This is a genomic window from Lactiplantibacillus dongliensis, assembly GCF_005405105.1.
Classification (GTDB): domain Bacteria; phylum Bacillota; class Bacilli; order Lactobacillales; family Lactobacillaceae; genus Lactiplantibacillus; species Lactiplantibacillus dongliensis.
Genome location: NZ_BJDK01000007.1, coordinates 58,211 through 73,081, shown reverse-complemented (window position 1 = coordinate 73,081; position 14,871 = coordinate 58,211). Strand labels below are relative to the sequence as shown.

Sequence of the window (14,871 nt, the reverse complement as noted above, 5' to 3'; positions counted from 1 at the left end):
CTGACTTTGGCCTAAATCCGAGTAGATCATTCGCACTAGGGCCAACGACACGGCTGAGTATTTTAGAAACCAATCTCTCGGCTAAATGACTGAACTAAAAATAATCAATCGTTAATTTTTTAATATCCGTTAATTAACGACGGGCGGGCCAGAATTGGCTCAGTGATGTCGTTTATCTTGGTCGGTGATTTTCCGGCCTTAGATAAAGCCCGGCTTTCGAGACCGTTCTGTGGCTCGAAAACGCGGCCACCACGTTCCAGCCGATTCTGGCCCAACCAGAGTGGCAATTTAAGCCAACTAGCATCAAGCGTATTTAGTTACTTGGATTTACGATTAATTTTGCACGTTTAACTTGGTCACTAACGATAAGTGACCATTTCGTGTTACTATAGTTGTTGACTATATTTAGGATTTAATCACACAACGAGGTATTCAATGTGCAAATTGATCAACATTTAGTGCTGTTTTTCGAAGCTATTTTTAATATGAAAACAGTTATCATTGCGTTTATGACGACTGGCTTGATTGCCTTAATGTCAGTAGGAACATATATTTTAGAACATCGGGCGTTAAAAATTCGCCGGCGCCGTTTTACTTGGATTGTTCATGTGGTTGAGACGGCAAGTGTCTTGTTGAGTATGCTGATTATTCGATCGACGTTTTACGCGATCAATGATGGCTCGGTCTTGACTTGGTCTTATGCGACCGCGCAACTAACGATCTTGTTATTTGCGTTATATACGATGTGGGGCCCAGCAATTGGTATGCTGAATATTATCATGCCGGTCTTCATCTACAGCCAAGGGATCTACTTAGGGTCTAGTTGGCGGTATGCGCCGATCTTTGCCGTTATGGTGACTTTACTGATTGCTGGAATCGTTTATTTTGCCTGGCATCGAACGGAAGTGATGGCTTCCAAGTGGCAGTATTTCTTATTACAAGCGATTTATGGAGGCACTTGGTGGTTCATTATCTGGGCGATTCATCCGTTTAACTTGTTCTTTACTGTCTTGATGTTAGTTATCTTTATGGCTTACATTGGGGCATTACATCGGGGAATTCAGTGGATGAGCCGCGTGTTGGAACGCTATTCGGCGTTAAGTCAGCAAGTTAACTTCGATGAGTTAACCGGTGTCCGTAATCGTGGTAATTTTGATACGGTGAAAGCCGAAGTGTTTGAAGTGTATCGTAAACGGACGCGTAATCCAATTACGATGGCAATGTTTGATATTGATCACTTTAAGCAATTCAATGACTTGCATGGTCACACGACTGGTGATGCGGTCTTGAAGTATGTGGCGCAACATTTTGAACAAGAACTGTTGGCTCAACAAACGCATGGCGAATTGTTTCGGTATGGTGGGGAAGAATTTGTCGTCATTTTCCGGTCGGTAGCCGTGACTGAAGCGGCGGCCATTGTTTCGTCGATTCGTTCGGATTTACAACAACGAACGTTGGATTTTGATGGTCAAGCCTTGCATATTACGGTTTCGTTTGGAGTCTCTCAATTACAACCAGAGGATCAAACGTTTAGTGATTGGTTTGCCCGGGTTGATCATTATTTGTATCAATCGAAGCAAGCTGGTCGTAATCGGGTCACCGTTGAAGGTAAGACCTTGATCACTAATTAAAACTTGAACCGCTGACAGTTAGTTGGCGGTTTTTTGTTCGTCTAAGTCTGATAAAGATACTCACACTAAGGTCAACGATACGGCTAAGTTAACTGGTACGCTTGGTGCTAGTTGAAATTGTCGCCTGCTGGTTGGTTCCTAAAACGCTGAAATGCCATGGGCCATTTTGAAGCCAAAGCCCAGTCTTCAAAACTGACCTTGGCCTAAGTCCGAGCAGACTACTCACACTAAAGCCAACGACACGGCTGAGCATTTTAGGAACCAATCTCTCGGCTAAATGACTGAACTGAAAGTAATCAATCGTTAATTTTTCAATTACCGTTAGTTAACGCCGGGCGGGCCAGAATTGGCTCAGTGGTGTCGTTTATCTTGGTCGGTGATTTTCCGGCCTTAGATAAAGCCCGGCTTTTGAGACCGCTTTTGGGCTCAAAAACGTGGCCACCACGTTCCAGCCGATTCTGGACCAACCAGAGTGACAATTTAAACCAACTAGCACCAAGCGTAACTGGTGAAAAATCATCAGTCGGTTGTAGCTGCTCGCTAATTAACGTCGGGTGGGCTAGAATTGGCTTGCAAACGTGGCCACCACGTTCCAGCTGATTCTGGACTAACCAGAGTGGCGGTTTAATCTGATTATTAAGCGCTAATCAAATGTTCCATGTGAAACAAAACGACCTCGCAATTGAGTTAAAACTCAGTTGCGAGGTCGTTTTGTTTCGTGATTAAAGCCGACTATTGTAGATCAAAAAGCTAATGTAGCAATGATCGCCGTCGGGTAAGTCATAACCGGTATTTTGGTTAGTTCCGTCGTTTTCATGTAAAACGACGAATTCGCCAGAACCGTAATCTTGGTCATTTAAATAATTGACCAAGCGTTCGTCACATTCGGCTAAAGTCTTACCGGTAACGACGCGACGGTTCCAGCCACGGTGAATGGCCCCATTTGGATTCATCAAGTTCTCCAACTCCTTAAGTTATAAAGTCATCAATTGCGCTTGGCGTTCTGGCTGGGTGGCAAGCACACTGCCAGCGACGTCCGCGTCAATTTGGTGGGCAGAATTAAATATAATGAAACGTTGACCAACAGCTTGAACTTGTTGGAAGTTATGGCTGGCCATAATAATGGTCTTACCAGCCGCTTGTAAACGTGATAGTAACGTTAGCAATTGTTGTTGGGCAGCAATTGTCAGCCCGTTCAATGGCTCGTCTAATAATAGCACACTCGGATTCAAGGCCAAGACACTGGCTAAAGCGACCCGCTTTTTTTCACCACCGGAGAGCTGATAGGGAACCCGTTCGCGTAGTTCGGTACAATCTGTTAATGCTAAACAATCGGTTACCCGTTGTGTGACTTCAGCGGTACTGAGGCCTAGCTGGCGCGGCCCAAAGGCAACTTCTTCAGTGACCGAGGGATTGAACAGCTGAACGTCTGTGTTCTGAAAGACAAGGCCGATTTGTTGATGTAATTGTTGCCGTTTCGTGGCATCACGCAAATAATCAGCCGTAATCGCCTGATCATTAAAGCGATAAGTCCCCGTGCTGGCAGTGGCCAGCCCACTGAGAATTCGCAGTAAAGTCGACTTGCCAGAACCATTGGGCCCCAGCAAGCAGACGAATTCCCCGGTTTGAATCGTTAAGTCTAAGTGATCGAGACCTTGAGTGTTGGGATAGTTGTAACTCAATTGTTCTAAAGTCATCAACGGCATTAGTTAGTTCCTCCAAAAAATCAGCAGCGCCATTAGCGCCACATAGGGACTTAGTGACAGGTAATCACGCCAACGGGTTGGCTTTGCAGCGGGTTTCGCATAATGGCCGTTAAAGCCCCGCGCTTCCATCGCTGCATATAGCGCTAACGCGTAGGTATAACTCTTTAAGTATAAGTTACCAAAGAGGGCCCCAATTAAACGATAAGGGTGCTTGGCGGGGGCCACGGTCCGCAAGCTAAGGGCTTCCATAGTTTGTAACAGGTAGTTGCCTAGCATACGCAAGTAAGTGATCGCGATCGCTAATGTCATGATGAATACATCCGGGCAATGCAAGGTTTTTAAGCCCGTCAGTAGATCCTGAAAGTTAGTTGTGGCGCGATAATATTGTGCATTGGCCAAAATCAAGCTGGTTTTAAACCCGAACCAGAGTAACGTGGCGGGACCATTCAGCCAATAAGTCGGCAAGACGATAATGACTGCCATCAGACTACTGAATAGCCAACTGCGTAAGAAACGACGCAACTGACTGGGGGCTAAGATGAGTAACTGGGCGCCTAGCAGTAGTGCCAATCCCCAGAGGAAGAGGCCGTTATTGATCAGCGCAATCAGCAGTAACAGTAACCCTAAGCGCAGTAGCTTGATGTGCGGCGCCAATTGCCAGCGCGTCGCCGGAATGGCCGGCGCTGGTTGGGCTAATCGAACAAGCAGTGCTTGTAAGTGCCGTTGATTACGCGCCCAAAACGGTTGCCGATGCCGTTTGGTGATTGGCTGATTGGGTGTTTGCAGCCACGTTGGTAAATCAGTTTTTGAAGGTTGATTGGTCATGTTGCAGTCCTCGAATCAAGAGTAAGAAGATCAGAATCGCCGTCAACGCTGATAGGATATAGCCGACGCTGACCGGTAAGCCCGCAATCGCATAATCGCTAAACAGCGCTTGAAAATGAAAGCCGTGCGCCATGCCTTGTGGTACGGTCGACCCAACGTGTTGTTGGACTAATAAGTGCTTTAATTCACTGGGACTCCATTCGCCCCAAGCAGTATTGCTGGCGAGTAGCCCTAGCGGCGTCAAGAGTGCCATGCCGCCTAATAAGTAAAGCCAAGGTCGTTGACTCGTTTTAGGGGTCGTCTGGTAGAGGTTAGTGGGCGCCACTTTTTGAACAAACTGGTAAACCAATAACGTAAAGACTAATTCGACCCAGCCAGCGACTAATAAGTGCGCTGCGAGCATGGCGGGTACCGCAATATTTAAGCCGTATGGGCAATAGAGCGGGGCGCCACTGGCGGTGTGCGCGAGTAGTGGTTGTAAGCCCAATTCAATCCCAGCAACTAAGGCCGCTGTATTGATCCCAAGGTATGCCCCAATGGCTAAGCCTATCTTTTCGTGATGCAGTTTTTGACCAAGGCGGTAACAAGCGTAGCCGACAAATGGCATGATGAACGCCATGTTAAAGGCATTCGCCCCAAAGGCCAGAATACCGCCGTCACCGAATAGTAACGCTTGTAGTAATAAGGTCACGGTTAAGGCCAAACAAGCTGCCCACGGCCCGATGAGGACTGCTAACAGGGTGCCACCCACCGCATGCGCCGTCGTACCACCGGGAATCGGTAAGTTAAACATCATAATCAGAAAAGCAAGGGCTGCTGCAATGCCTAACATTGGCAAGGTTTCGCGATGTTGTTTAATTTGAACTTTGACTTTGAGTACCGCGACGGTCCAAATCGGCGCCATAGCGATCGCTAAGGTACCGCAAGTCGCGGGACTTAAATAATTATCTGGAATGTGCATGGAAATCTCCTCTGCTAATTAGCAATTTGATCTAAGAGATAACTGATATCTTTAATGATGAATTTATGATTTTGGACTGAAAGCACGCCATCTTCGCGTAATTCTTTGAGCATGCGGTTAACGCTACTGCGGGAACTAATCCCACAGAAACCAGCAATGTCATCATTAGTTACCACAAAATCGATCAATACGCCCGCTTTAATCTTACGTCCAAACAAATCGACTAAACTATACAGAAAAGAGCAAATGGCCCCTTTCTTGCCATTCATCACCATTCGCTGTAAGCGCAGAATGTTCTCTGACAGCTTCTTACGATAGTAATTTTTGACATAATTTTGTAGTTCGGGCGTACTGTTGACGTATTTCCAAAAGGCCACGCGATTGACTTGATAAAAGGTCGCGTATTCGGATTCAATCCGAACATTAAAGGGCTGATCGGTTGATCGGGAGACTTCATCACGCAGTAGTGAGATCACATCAGGCTTGGCGATATAGGACAAGTTAAATTCACGGCCATCTTGTAAAATAATGCTGTTTTTAATGATGCCATCTTTTAAAACATACGTATAGTGTTCGGCTAAGCCGTGATAAGTCAAATAAGTATGACGCTTCTTTTGAATTGTCGGGACATGATGGGCTTCCAAATAGCTTAATAAATATTCAATATCAGTTAATACCATCTTAGTTTTCAGTTCTTTCGTGAGTGATTTAGGAGGCTGGTAATTGCCAAAACCCCGTCACGATTAGTTATGTTGCTAATCATACCGGTTTTAAAAAATTCGGCAATCGCATTTTAAGTATACATTTGTTAACTCTTTTTGAAAACTTTAAATGTAACGGACAAGTGGTTAGTGAACGAGTATAACTAAAAGCACGTGCAAAAAACAATTCAAAAAAAGGATGGCCAAAAGACATGGTATCAATTGATTTACCATATGATAAAACCAGGATTACCGCTGAAATTCCTGATGAAAACTTCGCTGGTAAGCTCGTCTCACAAGCTGCAACATATCATAACAAACTTTCAGAAAAGGAAACGGTCGAGAAGTCGTTAGACAACCCAATCGGTTCACAAAAGCTGGAAGAACTCGCTAAGGGCAAGAAGAATATTGTCATTATTAGTTCTGATCATACTCGGCCAGTACCTTCACATATTATTACACCAATCTTATTACGGCGTTTGCGTTCTGTTGCGCCCGATGCCCGTATTCGTATTTTAGTTGCAACTGGTTTCCATCGGCCATCAACCCATGAAGAATTAGTTAACAAATATGGTTCTGAAATCGTTGACAATGAAGAAATCGTCATGCATGTGTCTACCGATCGTGACTCTTGTGTCAAAATCGGGACCTTACCATCTGGTGGGGAATGTATCATTAATAAAGTCGCTGCGGAAGCAGACTTATTAATCTCAGAAGGGTTTATCGAATCACATTTCTTTGCTGGCTTCTCTGGCGGCCGGAAATCCGTTTTACCTGGGGTCTCTTATTACAAGACTATCATGGCGAACCACTCTGGTGAATTTATTAATTCATCAAAGGCTCGGACCGGGAACTTAATGCATAACCCAATTCATAAAGACATGGTTTATGCTGCCCGGACGGCTAAATTAGCCTTTATTATCAACGTCGTTTTAGATGAAGATAAAAAGATTATCGGGTCATTTGCGGGTGACATGGAAGCCGCTCACAAAGTCGGTTGTGACTTTGTTGAAAGCTTATCCAGTGTACCGGCCATTGATAGCGATATTGCCATCTCAACCAATGGTGGCTACCCACTTGACCAAAACATCTACCAAGCTGTTAAAGGGATGACCGCTGCCGAAGCGACCAACAAAGAAGGCGGAACCATTGTGATGGTTGCCGGTGCCCGCGATGGTCATGGTGGCGATGGTTTCTTCCATAACCTAGCTGATGTTGACGATCCTAAGGAATTCTTAGACAAAGCGATTAACACACCACGGTTGAAGACGATTCCTGACCAATGGACGGCGCAAATCTTTGCTCGGATCTTAGTGCATCATCATGTTATCTTCGTTTCAGATTTAGTTGATCCTGACTTAATCACCGGGATGCATATGGAATTAGCCAAGACTTTAGACGAAGCCATGGAAAAAGCCTATGCCCGTGAAGGTAAAGCTGCCAAAGTGACCGTTGTGCCTGACGGTTTGGGGGTTATTGTTAAATAATTATGACGACGCAGGAAATCTTAGAAGCAGTAGCTGCCGGTCAATTAAGTCCCACGGCGGCAACCGCGCAATTAGAAGCGACTCAAACGGCCGATTTAGGCTTTGCCAATGTTGATTTAAGCCGGCAGCACCGCAACGGATTTCCCGAAGTGATTTATGGTGCCGGTAAAACGGCCCCACAAATTGCGGGGATCATCAAAGCGATGACGCCACAAACCACACCAATCTTAACGACTCGGTTAACGGCCGAGAAGTTTGCGGCGTTACAACCGGCCTTGCCGACCGCGGTATACCATGAAGCGGCGAAATGCATGACCGTTGGCGCGATGCCAACCCCTAAATCGACTGATTATATTGCGGTCGTCACTGCGGGGACGTCGGATTTGCCAGTTGCTGAAGAGGCCGCTGTGACGGCCCAAGCTTTTGGCAACCGGGTTGAACGGGTCTATGATGTTGGTGTTGCTGGCATTCATCGTCTCTTTGCTAAGCTGGATGTCATCCGCGGTGCTAAAGTGGTGATTGTGATTGCCGGCATGGAAGGCGCGCTCGCTAGTGTTGTTGGGGGGCTGATCGACAAACCCCTGATTGCTGTGCCGACGAGTGTGGGTTATGGAACTAACTTCCAAGGGTTAACGGCGTTACTGACAATGTTGAATAGCTGTGCTTCGGGTATCACGGTCGTTAATATCGATAATGGTTTCGGGGCGGCTTATTCGGCCAGCATGATTAATCAATTGTAACGCGTTGGGTAACTTAGATATTTAGAGGAGTAACTTATGCGAACACTTTATTTAGATGCTTTTTCTGGGATTAGCGGCGATATGTTTTTAGGGGCCATGTTAGATTTAGGCCTTGACTTCGAGGCGTTAAAAACGGAATTAGCTAAATTACACGTCAGCGGTTACGAATTGACTAGTGACCGGTTGGCGAAGAGCAGTATTTATGGGACCAGCTTTGATGTGCAAGTTGCTGGCGGCAAGGATCATGGGTTCATTGAACACCATCATCACGATGACACCGCCGAAGTGGCCCATCATCATGACCATGATCACGCTGAAACTGAACATCATCACCATCACCATAATGCTCGGCATTTAACCGAAATTACGGCCTTGATTGATGCTAGTGCGTTATCGGCTACAGTTAAGGCGCGTTCAAAAGCCATTTTTACGGAAATTGCTAAAGCTGAAGCCACGGTACACAACATGCCGTTAGCGGATGTCCATTTCCATGAAGTGGGCGCGTTAGATTCAATCGTTGATATCGTTGGCTGTTGTGTGGCCTTGGAATTGATGCAGATCGACACGATCTTAGCATCGCCATTAACTGATGGTAGTGGTTTTATCAATGTTGCGCATGGTCAAATGCCAGTACCTGTTCCAGCAGTGATGCAGATGCGGGTTGGTAGTGCCATTCCAATTCAACAACGATTAGATATTCATACCGAATTAATTACCCCAACTGGGATGGGGCTGGTTAAGACGTTGGTCCACGACTTCGGTCCACTACCAACGGAGGCCAATCCAACAAAAGTTGGGTATGGCTTTGGTAAGCGTGACACAGGCGGTTTCAACGCCTTGCGCGCGGTATTATTCGAAAAAAAAAACTAAGTCATCAAATCGTTAACGAAACTAAGGACGCGGTCTTACTCATTGAAGCGAACTTAGATGACCAAACGGGCGAAGGCTTAGGTTATGTGATGACGCAATTATTAGCAGCTGGGGCGTATGACGTCTATTTCACACCAATCCAGATGAAGAAGGATCGGCCAGCGGTAAAGTTATCTGTCTTAGGTAATCCGCTCGCAAAAACTGCGCTGACCAAGTTGATTTTAGCCGAGACAAGCACCATTGGGGTACGGTATCAGACTTGGCAACGCGCCATTATGCAGCGGCACTTTGAAACGGTCCAAACACCGTATGGGGCGGTGCAGTTAAAAGTGGCAACCTATGATGATATTGAAAAAAAGACACCGGAATTTGATGATTGTGCCCAATTGGCGCGCAAGCATCAAATTCCACTAATGACGGTTTACCAAGCGGCTTTGGCGGCAGCCGGTCAACTGGCGAAGGGAGAGTAATCACTTGTTTCACGCATTAGTAGCAGAGTTTATGGGCACAGCCTTGATGATTATTTTTGGGGTTGGGGTTCACTGTAGTACGGTACTTAAAGGGACTAAATATCGTGGTTCCGGGCATATCTTTGCCATCACGACTTGGGGTTTTGGGATTAGTATCGCCTTATTTATTTTCGGTAATGTTTGCATTAATCCGGCGATGGTCTTAGCACAATGTCTATTGGGCAACTTGCCATGGGTTGATTTTATTCCTTATTCCGTAGCCGAAGTCTTAGGCGGGGTGGTTGGTTCCGTGATTGTTTGGATCATGTATGCGGATCACTTTAAAGCTTCGACTGATGAGATTTCACCAATTACGATTCGTAACTTGTTCTGTACCTCACCAGCCGTTCGGAATTTACCACGCAACTTTTTCGTGGAATTCTTTGATACCTTTATCTTTATCTCCGGTATTTTGGCTATTTCAACAGTCAAAACACCCGGTGTTGTGCCAATTGGTGTCGGCTTGTTAGTCTGGGCCATTGGGATGGGACTTGGTGGTCCAACTGGGTTCGCGATGAACCTGGCTCGAGACATGGGTCCCCGGATCGCGCATGCGATTTTACCAATTGCCAATAAAGCTGATAGCGACTGGCAATATGGGATTATCGTGCCTGGGATTGCCCCCTTCGTTGGGGCAGCCGTGGCCGCGTGGTTCATGCATGGCTTTTTCGGAATTTAAAGTAAAAAAATAAAATAGAAGAGGGCTTTTAATTATGACAACTTTAGCAGCAAAAAAAGCAGCTTTAACAGATTTATTACAAAAGATGAACAAGGTCACCGTTGCATTTTCTGGCGGGATCGATAGTACGGTCGTTTTGAAGATGGCCTTAAACGTTTTAGGTCGCGATAACGTGACCGCAGTCGTTGCTAACTCTGAATTATTCACTGAAGAAGAATTCGACAAAGCCGTTAGCTTAGCTGAAGAATTAGGTGCTAATGTCCAAACCACGACTTTGGACTACTTGAGTGACGAACATATTGAACATAACACCGCTGATAGCTGGTACTATGCTAAGAAGATGTTCTATACACGTTTGAACGACTTAGCTACTGAAAACGGTAGCGACGCTGTCTTAGACGGTATGATCAAAAACGACGAACAAGACTACCGTCCCGGCTTGAAAGCTCGGACTGAAGCCGGCGCTCGTAGCTTGTTACAAGAAGCTGACTTCTTCAAGGTTGACGTTCGTGCTTTGGCCCAAGAACTTGACTTAAACAACTGGAACAAAGTTGCGTCTTGCTCAGTTTCATCACGCTTCCCTTATGGCACCACGTTAACTCATGAAAACATCGCCCAAGTGATGGCTGCTGAAAAGTACTTACGTAGCTTAGGCTTCCCAACAGTTCGGGTTCGTTACCATGGTGATATCGCCCGTGTAGAATTACCAGAAGCCCGTATCGGTGATTTCTTGGTCTTCAACGACCGTGTTAACCGTAAGTTGCAAGCGCTTGGTTTCCGTTATGTTACTTTAGACTTAGGCGGTTTCCGTAGTGGTCGCATGAACGACACCTTAACAAAACAACAATTAGCAACTTTTGCTTAATCAGCAATCGTTCTTCGGAGTCTGGATTAAAATCCAGGCTCTTTTTTTGTGCCACTCTGGTTGGGTCAGCATCATTCCAGACCAACCGTAGCGGCAAGTTAAATGTTACTCTTCATTGACGGTAACGCTTACAACCGGTACACTGAAACTAATACAAACACTAGGGGTGTCCATGACTGGGCTGAGATGGTGAGTTAACACCGATCCCTTTGAACCTGTAAGTTCAGACTTGCGTAGGGAAAGTGTCACAGCTGATTATTTAGCGACCACTGGTTCAAAGAAATTTTGAATCGGTGGGCGCTTTTTTGTTGGCGTGACCGAATTATAGGAGGAAAAATGATGACTTTAGACTTACTAACGACGTTGCGGCAACAGAATCCAATTGTTTTAACGCTGGCGAATGATGTCACGGTGCAAGATGTGGCGAATGGGTTAAATGCCCTAGGTGCTTCGCCGATTATGTCGGCGGAAGTTGATGAAGCTGAAGCGATGGTGACAATTGCGGGCGCAGTGTGCTTGAATCTTGGGACATTAACTAAATTACAGTTAGCGCAGATGCGAGCTGTTGGTGCGGCGGCTAATCGGCAACATAAACCGGTTATTCTTGATCCAGTCGCTGTTGGGGCGGTCCCGTATCGCCTGCAAGCAGCGCAGACCTTGTTACGGACGGTTCACGCCGATGTTATTCGCGGTAACGCGGGTGAGATTGCGGCTTTAGCAGCTTGGAATTGGCAGGCTAAAGGTATTGATGCGGGGACTGGTAGTGGCGATCTGGTTGCGATGGCACAGGCTTGTGCGCAGAAGTATCACTGTGTGGTGGTCTTATCGGGCGCCACTGATATTGTGACGGATGGTCAGCAAGTTGTTCGGGTACACAATGGGACTGAATTATTTCAATTGCATGTGGGTTCCGGGGACTTATTATCCAGTCTTGTGGCAGCTTTTGCCGCGGTTCAACCGCAAAATTTACTGGCAGCCGCAGCGACAGCAGCGACCGTTTTAGCGGGGACTGGCGAGCTCGTGGCGGCGCAATTAACCGCTAGTCGGCCAGGGACCTTTGCAATGTTGTTGATTGATAAATTACATTTGGTAACGCCAGCTGAATTAAGCAAAATTGCAGTGGTTGATTAAATTTTAGAAGGATGCGGGGTAGTAACATGGTGAATGAATTTCCACAAGTAGTGACGATTGCTGGGACTGATAGTGGTGGTGGTGCTGGTGTGATGGCCGATTTAAAGACGATGCAGGCACGGCATGTTTTTGGGACAGCGGTGGTTGTGGCGGTCACGGCGCAAAACACGCTTGGTGTGCAAGACTTTATGGCGATGCCAACCAAATTAGTTGATGAGCAATTTGCGTCACTAGCAGCGGATTTTAAAATCAAGGCTTGTAAAACTGGGATGCTGGCGGATGCGGGACACGTGCATAATGTCGTTGAAAATTTAAAGCGGGTCGATTTCGGGCCATTGACCGTTGATCCGGTGATGATTGCTAAGGGGGGCGCTGCGTTACTGGCGTCAGCTGCGATTGCCACGGTGCGGGATGAGTTGGTGCCGTTAGCAACCGTTGTCACCCCTAATTTACCGGAAGCAGAGGCCTTAACTGGGCTGAAGATTACCGATACTAAGGGGATGATTGCGGCGGGGCATGCGCTCCAAGCATTAGGCGCAAAAAACGTCATTATTAAAGGGGGGCATGGTGCTAATCCACAAACCGCCAGCGATTTCGTGTTGCTGGCAGACGGGCAATCATTCTGGCTGTCGGCACCGCGAACCAACACAATCCGGACACACGGCACTGGTGATACGTTATCAGCTTGTTTAACGGCTGAATTAGCCAAAGGGGTACCCATGGCAACGGCGATTCAAACGGCTAAAGGGTTCGTCGCAGCAGCGATTGCGGATACGATTCAAGTTGGCCATGGTCATGGGCCATTAAACCACTGGGTACAACCTAGTCAGGCGGTGACTAAATATGTCAATTAACTTCGACCAAAAGCAATTAGCCGCTTATTTTGTCTGTGGGACGCAAGATATACCGGGTCAGCGGTTAACGACCGTTTTAAAGCGCGCACTAGCGGCTGGTATCACCGCTTTTCAGTATCGAGATAAAGGAGCTAGTCGATTAACGGCCAGTGAACGTTTAGCGTTAGGAAAACAATTGCATACGTTGTGTGAGGCTGCTGGCGTCCCGTTTATTGTGGATGATGATGTTGACTTAGCGTTGGCGCTTGGTGCGGATGGCATTCATGTCGGGCAAAGTGACACGGGTATCCAACAGGTGGTCACGGCAGTTAGTCAGCAGATGTTTATTGGGTTGTCCTGTTCAACGTTAGCGGAAGTGCGAGTAGCCAATCAAGTTGCTGGCCTAGCCTATCTCGGTAGTGGCCCAATCTTTCCAACTAGCTCAAAAGCTGATGCTGATCCGGTGGTCGGTCTCGCTAACTTGCAGGAATTAGTGACGGCTTCAAGCCGACCAATCGTGGCGATTGGTGGGATTACGGAAGACCAACTTCCTGCTTTGGCCCAAACAGGGGTCGCTGGTGCCGCTGTGATCTCGATGTTGGCACAGAGTAATGATTATCAGCGAACGGTTACGGCGATGCGGACGGCTGGGTGGTTGATGCAATGAAGTCAGCAGTCATTCGTAGTCAGTTTCTACTATGGTTAGGAGCCGCAATCTCGATTGCAGAAATTGTCACTGGAACGTTGTTAGCACCCTTGGGATTTGGCCCCGCTCTAGCTGCAATCTTATTAGGCCATTTAATTGGGTGTGGCTTGTTTTTAGTGCCAGCCGGGTACTTAGGTGCCAAGTTGCATCAATCGGCTATGGGCACTGTGCAATTGGCTTTTGGACGACTTGGTGAACGCCTAGCAGCGGGGTTAAATGCCTTACAGTTAGTCGGATGGACGGCGGTCATGATTGTTAATGCGCAATTGGCCATGAATGGGGTCAGTCAACGACTGTTTCACTTTCAAAATTCAGCGATTATGGCGCTTGTCGTCGCCGGGCTAATTATCATTTGGTTATTAATGGATACAACGTTATTATTCAGAATTAATAATGCAGTGGTTGGGCTTTTAGTGATTGGCGCGATGCTGATGTTGGTGATGGTCTTCAAAACACCAGCGATTACACCGGCTCCAGCAACGACGACCCTGTCATTTGGGCAAGCGGTGGAGTTGAATGTGACGATGACTTTATCATGGTTACCGTTAATCGGGGATTATACGCAGCAGATTCGGCGGCCTTGGACTGTGGCCATTATGAGTGCGGTCGGTTATGGCTGTGGGAGTGTGGCGATGTTTGTGACGGGACTCTTGCTCGTCTTACGCACGGGTCAAAGTAATCTTGCCAGTTGGCTGACACAGTCTGGCTTAGGCTTGGTCGCCTTACTCATTATTGTCTTTTCAACGGTGACCACGACGTTTATGGATACCTACTCGGCCGCTACGAGTTTGCAAGTTGTGACGGGAAGTCGCCGCCTAAAACCAATTGCAATTATCGTCACGTTAGTTGGTTTGTTACTAGCACTGTTAGTTTCGATGCACTATTATGAGAATTTTCTCTATTTGATTGGGTCGGTCTTTGCCCCGCTATACGCAACTATTTTTGTGACGTACTTCATCCGGCACGCCAGTTTACCGTTATGGTTGAACTTTAGCTGGTGGGGCATTGGACTCGTGAGCTATTATGGCTTACAAGTTTGGTCATTACCCTGGGGAACCACGTTAACCGTTTTGGCTTTATTGAGCTTAGGGGTCTGGTTAACAGGTACCGTTGTCAAATTACGACCGTTGCAGCACGACTAAAACGTCCAGTTGGGCGTTTTTTATTTTGAAATTATTTCCCGGGAAATACGCGGAAAATAGTCAGCTGAGTTCGAGCCTTAGTAAG

16 protein-coding genes and 1 riboswitch are annotated in these 14,871 nt (G+C 46.7%); of the genes, 11 read left to right on the top strand and 5 right to left on the bottom strand.

The window, feature by feature from the left end:
• The first annotated feature begins 437 nt into the window (after positions 1-437).
• Complete coding sequence (locus FFM80_RS03765; protein WP_223877289.1) at positions 438-1,631, top strand: GGDEF domain-containing protein; 1,194 nt, start codon at positions 438-440, stop codon at positions 1,629-1,631.
• Between the two features lie 722 nt (positions 1,632-2,353).
• Here FFM80_RS03765 and FFM80_RS03760 read toward each other — a convergent pair.
• The 5 genes from FFM80_RS03760 to FFM80_RS03740 are packed head-to-tail and all read right to left on the bottom strand — an operon-like array spanning position 2,354 to position 5,803.
• Positions 2,354-2,587 (bottom strand): hypothetical protein, encoded by a 234-nt coding sequence (locus tag FFM80_RS03760; RefSeq protein ID WP_137634316.1) that lies wholly within the window; start codon positions 2,585-2,587, stop codon positions 2,354-2,356.
• 18 nt (positions 2,588-2,605) lie between these two features.
• Positions 2,606-3,337: an energy-coupling factor ABC transporter ATP-binding protein gene (locus FFM80_RS03755; protein WP_171001024.1), complete on the bottom strand. Its 732-nt coding sequence runs from the start codon at positions 3,335-3,337 to the stop codon at positions 2,606-2,608.
• Positions 3,338-3,340: 3 nt separating this feature from the next.
• Positions 3,341-4,162, bottom strand: a complete 822-nt coding sequence (locus FFM80_RS03750; protein ID WP_137639568.1) for an energy-coupling factor transporter transmembrane component T — start codon at positions 4,160-4,162, stop codon at positions 3,341-3,343.
• Entirely contained in the window at positions 4,137-5,123 is a 987-nt protein-coding gene (gene cbiM / locus FFM80_RS03745; RefSeq protein WP_137639567.1) for a cobalt transporter CbiM, read from the bottom strand. Before cbiM ends, FFM80_RS03750 begins: the two co-directional genes overlap by 26 nt.
• A gap of 14 nt (positions 5,124-5,137) precedes the next feature.
• Positions 5,138-5,803 (bottom strand): Crp/Fnr family transcriptional regulator, encoded by a 666-nt coding sequence (locus FFM80_RS03740; RefSeq protein ID WP_137639566.1) that lies wholly within the window; start codon positions 5,801-5,803, stop codon positions 5,138-5,140.
• Positions 5,804-6,036: 233 nt separating this feature from the next.
• Between FFM80_RS03740 and larA the strand changes: the two genes are divergently transcribed.
• The 10 genes from larA to cytX all read left to right on the top strand — a co-directional run bounded on the left by larA (position 6,037) and on the right by cytX (position 14,786).
• On the top strand, positions 6,037-7,311 hold the full coding sequence (larA, locus tag FFM80_RS03735; RefSeq protein ID WP_137639565.1) for a nickel-dependent lactate racemase: 1,275 nt from the start codon (positions 6,037-6,039) through the stop codon (positions 7,309-7,311).
• Positions 7,311-8,051 carry a nickel pincer cofactor biosynthesis protein LarB gene (gene larB / locus FFM80_RS03730; RefSeq protein ID WP_137639564.1) on the top strand — a complete coding sequence of 247 codons (741 nt, stop codon included), beginning with the start codon at positions 7,311-7,313 and terminating at the stop codon, positions 8,049-8,051. The genes larA and larB overlap by 1 nt, the downstream gene beginning before the upstream one ends.
• A 36-nt stretch (positions 8,052-8,087) precedes the next feature.
• Complete coding sequence (gene larC, locus FFM80_RS14700; RefSeq protein ID WP_137639563.1) at positions 8,088-8,921, top strand: nickel pincer cofactor biosynthesis protein LarC; 834 nt, start codon at positions 8,088-8,090, stop codon at positions 8,919-8,921.
• Positions 8,903-9,391 (top strand): nickel pincer cofactor biosynthesis protein LarC2, encoded by a 489-nt coding sequence (gene larC2 / locus FFM80_RS14695; RefSeq protein WP_379853062.1) that lies wholly within the window; start codon positions 8,903-8,905, stop codon positions 9,389-9,391. The genes larC and larC2 overlap by 19 nt, the downstream gene beginning before the upstream one ends.
• Positions 9,392-9,395: 4 nt before the next feature.
• The gene (gene larD / locus FFM80_RS03715) at positions 9,396-10,109 is read left to right on the top strand and encodes a D/L-lactic acid transporter LarD (protein WP_137634324.1); all 714 of its coding nucleotides are present in this window, start codon (positions 9,396-9,398) and stop codon (positions 10,107-10,109) included.
• A 34-nt stretch (positions 10,110-10,143) separates the two neighbouring features.
• Entirely contained in the window at positions 10,144-10,974 is an 831-nt protein-coding gene (gene larE, locus FFM80_RS03710; protein ID WP_137634325.1) for an ATP-dependent sacrificial sulfur transferase LarE, read from the top strand.
• A gap of 152 nt (positions 10,975-11,126) precedes the next feature.
• Positions 11,127-11,232, top strand: a riboswitch (TPP riboswitch).
• 81 nt (positions 11,233-11,313) lie between these two features.
• Positions 11,314-12,105, top strand: a complete 792-nt coding sequence (gene thiM / locus FFM80_RS03705; RefSeq protein WP_137639561.1) for a hydroxyethylthiazole kinase — start codon at positions 11,314-11,316, stop codon at positions 12,103-12,105.
• 26 nt (positions 12,106-12,131) lie between these two features.
• Positions 12,132-12,959 (top strand): bifunctional hydroxymethylpyrimidine kinase/phosphomethylpyrimidine kinase, encoded by an 828-nt coding sequence (gene thiD, locus FFM80_RS03700; protein ID WP_171001023.1) that lies wholly within the window; start codon positions 12,132-12,134, stop codon positions 12,957-12,959.
• On the top strand, positions 12,949-13,605 hold the full coding sequence (gene thiE / locus FFM80_RS03695; RefSeq protein WP_137639560.1) for a thiamine phosphate synthase: 657 nt from the start codon (positions 12,949-12,951) through the stop codon (positions 13,603-13,605). The genes thiD and thiE overlap by 11 nt, the downstream gene beginning before the upstream one ends.
• On the top strand, positions 13,602-14,786 hold the full coding sequence (cytX, locus tag FFM80_RS03690; RefSeq protein ID WP_137639559.1) for a putative hydroxymethylpyrimidine transporter CytX: 1,185 nt from the start codon (positions 13,602-13,604) through the stop codon (positions 14,784-14,786). Before thiE ends, cytX begins: the two co-directional genes overlap by 4 nt.
• Positions 14,787-14,871 lie beyond the last annotated feature (85 nt).

Excerpts from the sequence above, each read along its gene's own strand:
- thiD (WP_171001023.1), top strand. The coding sequence starts at position 12,132 with ATGGTGAATGAATTTCCACAAGTAGTGACGATTGCTGGGACTGATAGT.
- thiE (WP_137639560.1), top strand. The coding sequence starts at position 12,949 with ATGTCAATTAACTTCGACCAAAAGCAATTAGCCGCTTATTTTGTCTGT.
- FFM80_RS03740 (WP_137639566.1), bottom strand. The coding sequence starts at position 5,803 with ATGGTATTAACTGATATTGAATATTTATTAAGCTATTTGGAAGCCCAT.
- thiM (WP_137639561.1), top strand. The coding sequence starts at position 11,314 with ATGACTTTAGACTTACTAACGACGTTGCGGCAACAGAATCCAATTGTT.
- cytX (WP_137639559.1), top strand. The coding sequence starts at position 13,602 with ATGAAGTCAGCAGTCATTCGTAGTCAGTTTCTACTATGGTTAGGAGCC.
- FFM80_RS03750 (WP_137639568.1), bottom strand. The coding sequence starts at position 4,162 with ATGACCAATCAACCTTCAAAAACTGATTTACCAACGTGGCTGCAAACA.
- cbiM (WP_137639567.1), bottom strand. The coding sequence starts at position 5,123 with ATGCACATTCCAGATAATTATTTAAGTCCCGCGACTTGCGGTACCTTA.
- larC (WP_137639563.1), top strand. The coding sequence starts at position 8,088 with ATGCGAACACTTTATTTAGATGCTTTTTCTGGGATTAGCGGCGATATG.
- larE (WP_137634325.1), top strand. The coding sequence starts at position 10,144 with ATGACAACTTTAGCAGCAAAAAAAGCAGCTTTAACAGATTTATTACAA.
- FFM80_RS03755 (WP_171001024.1), bottom strand. The coding sequence starts at position 3,337 with ATGCCGTTGATGACTTTAGAACAATTGAGTTACAACTATCCCAACACT.
- larA (WP_137639565.1), top strand. The coding sequence starts at position 6,037 with ATGGTATCAATTGATTTACCATATGATAAAACCAGGATTACCGCTGAA.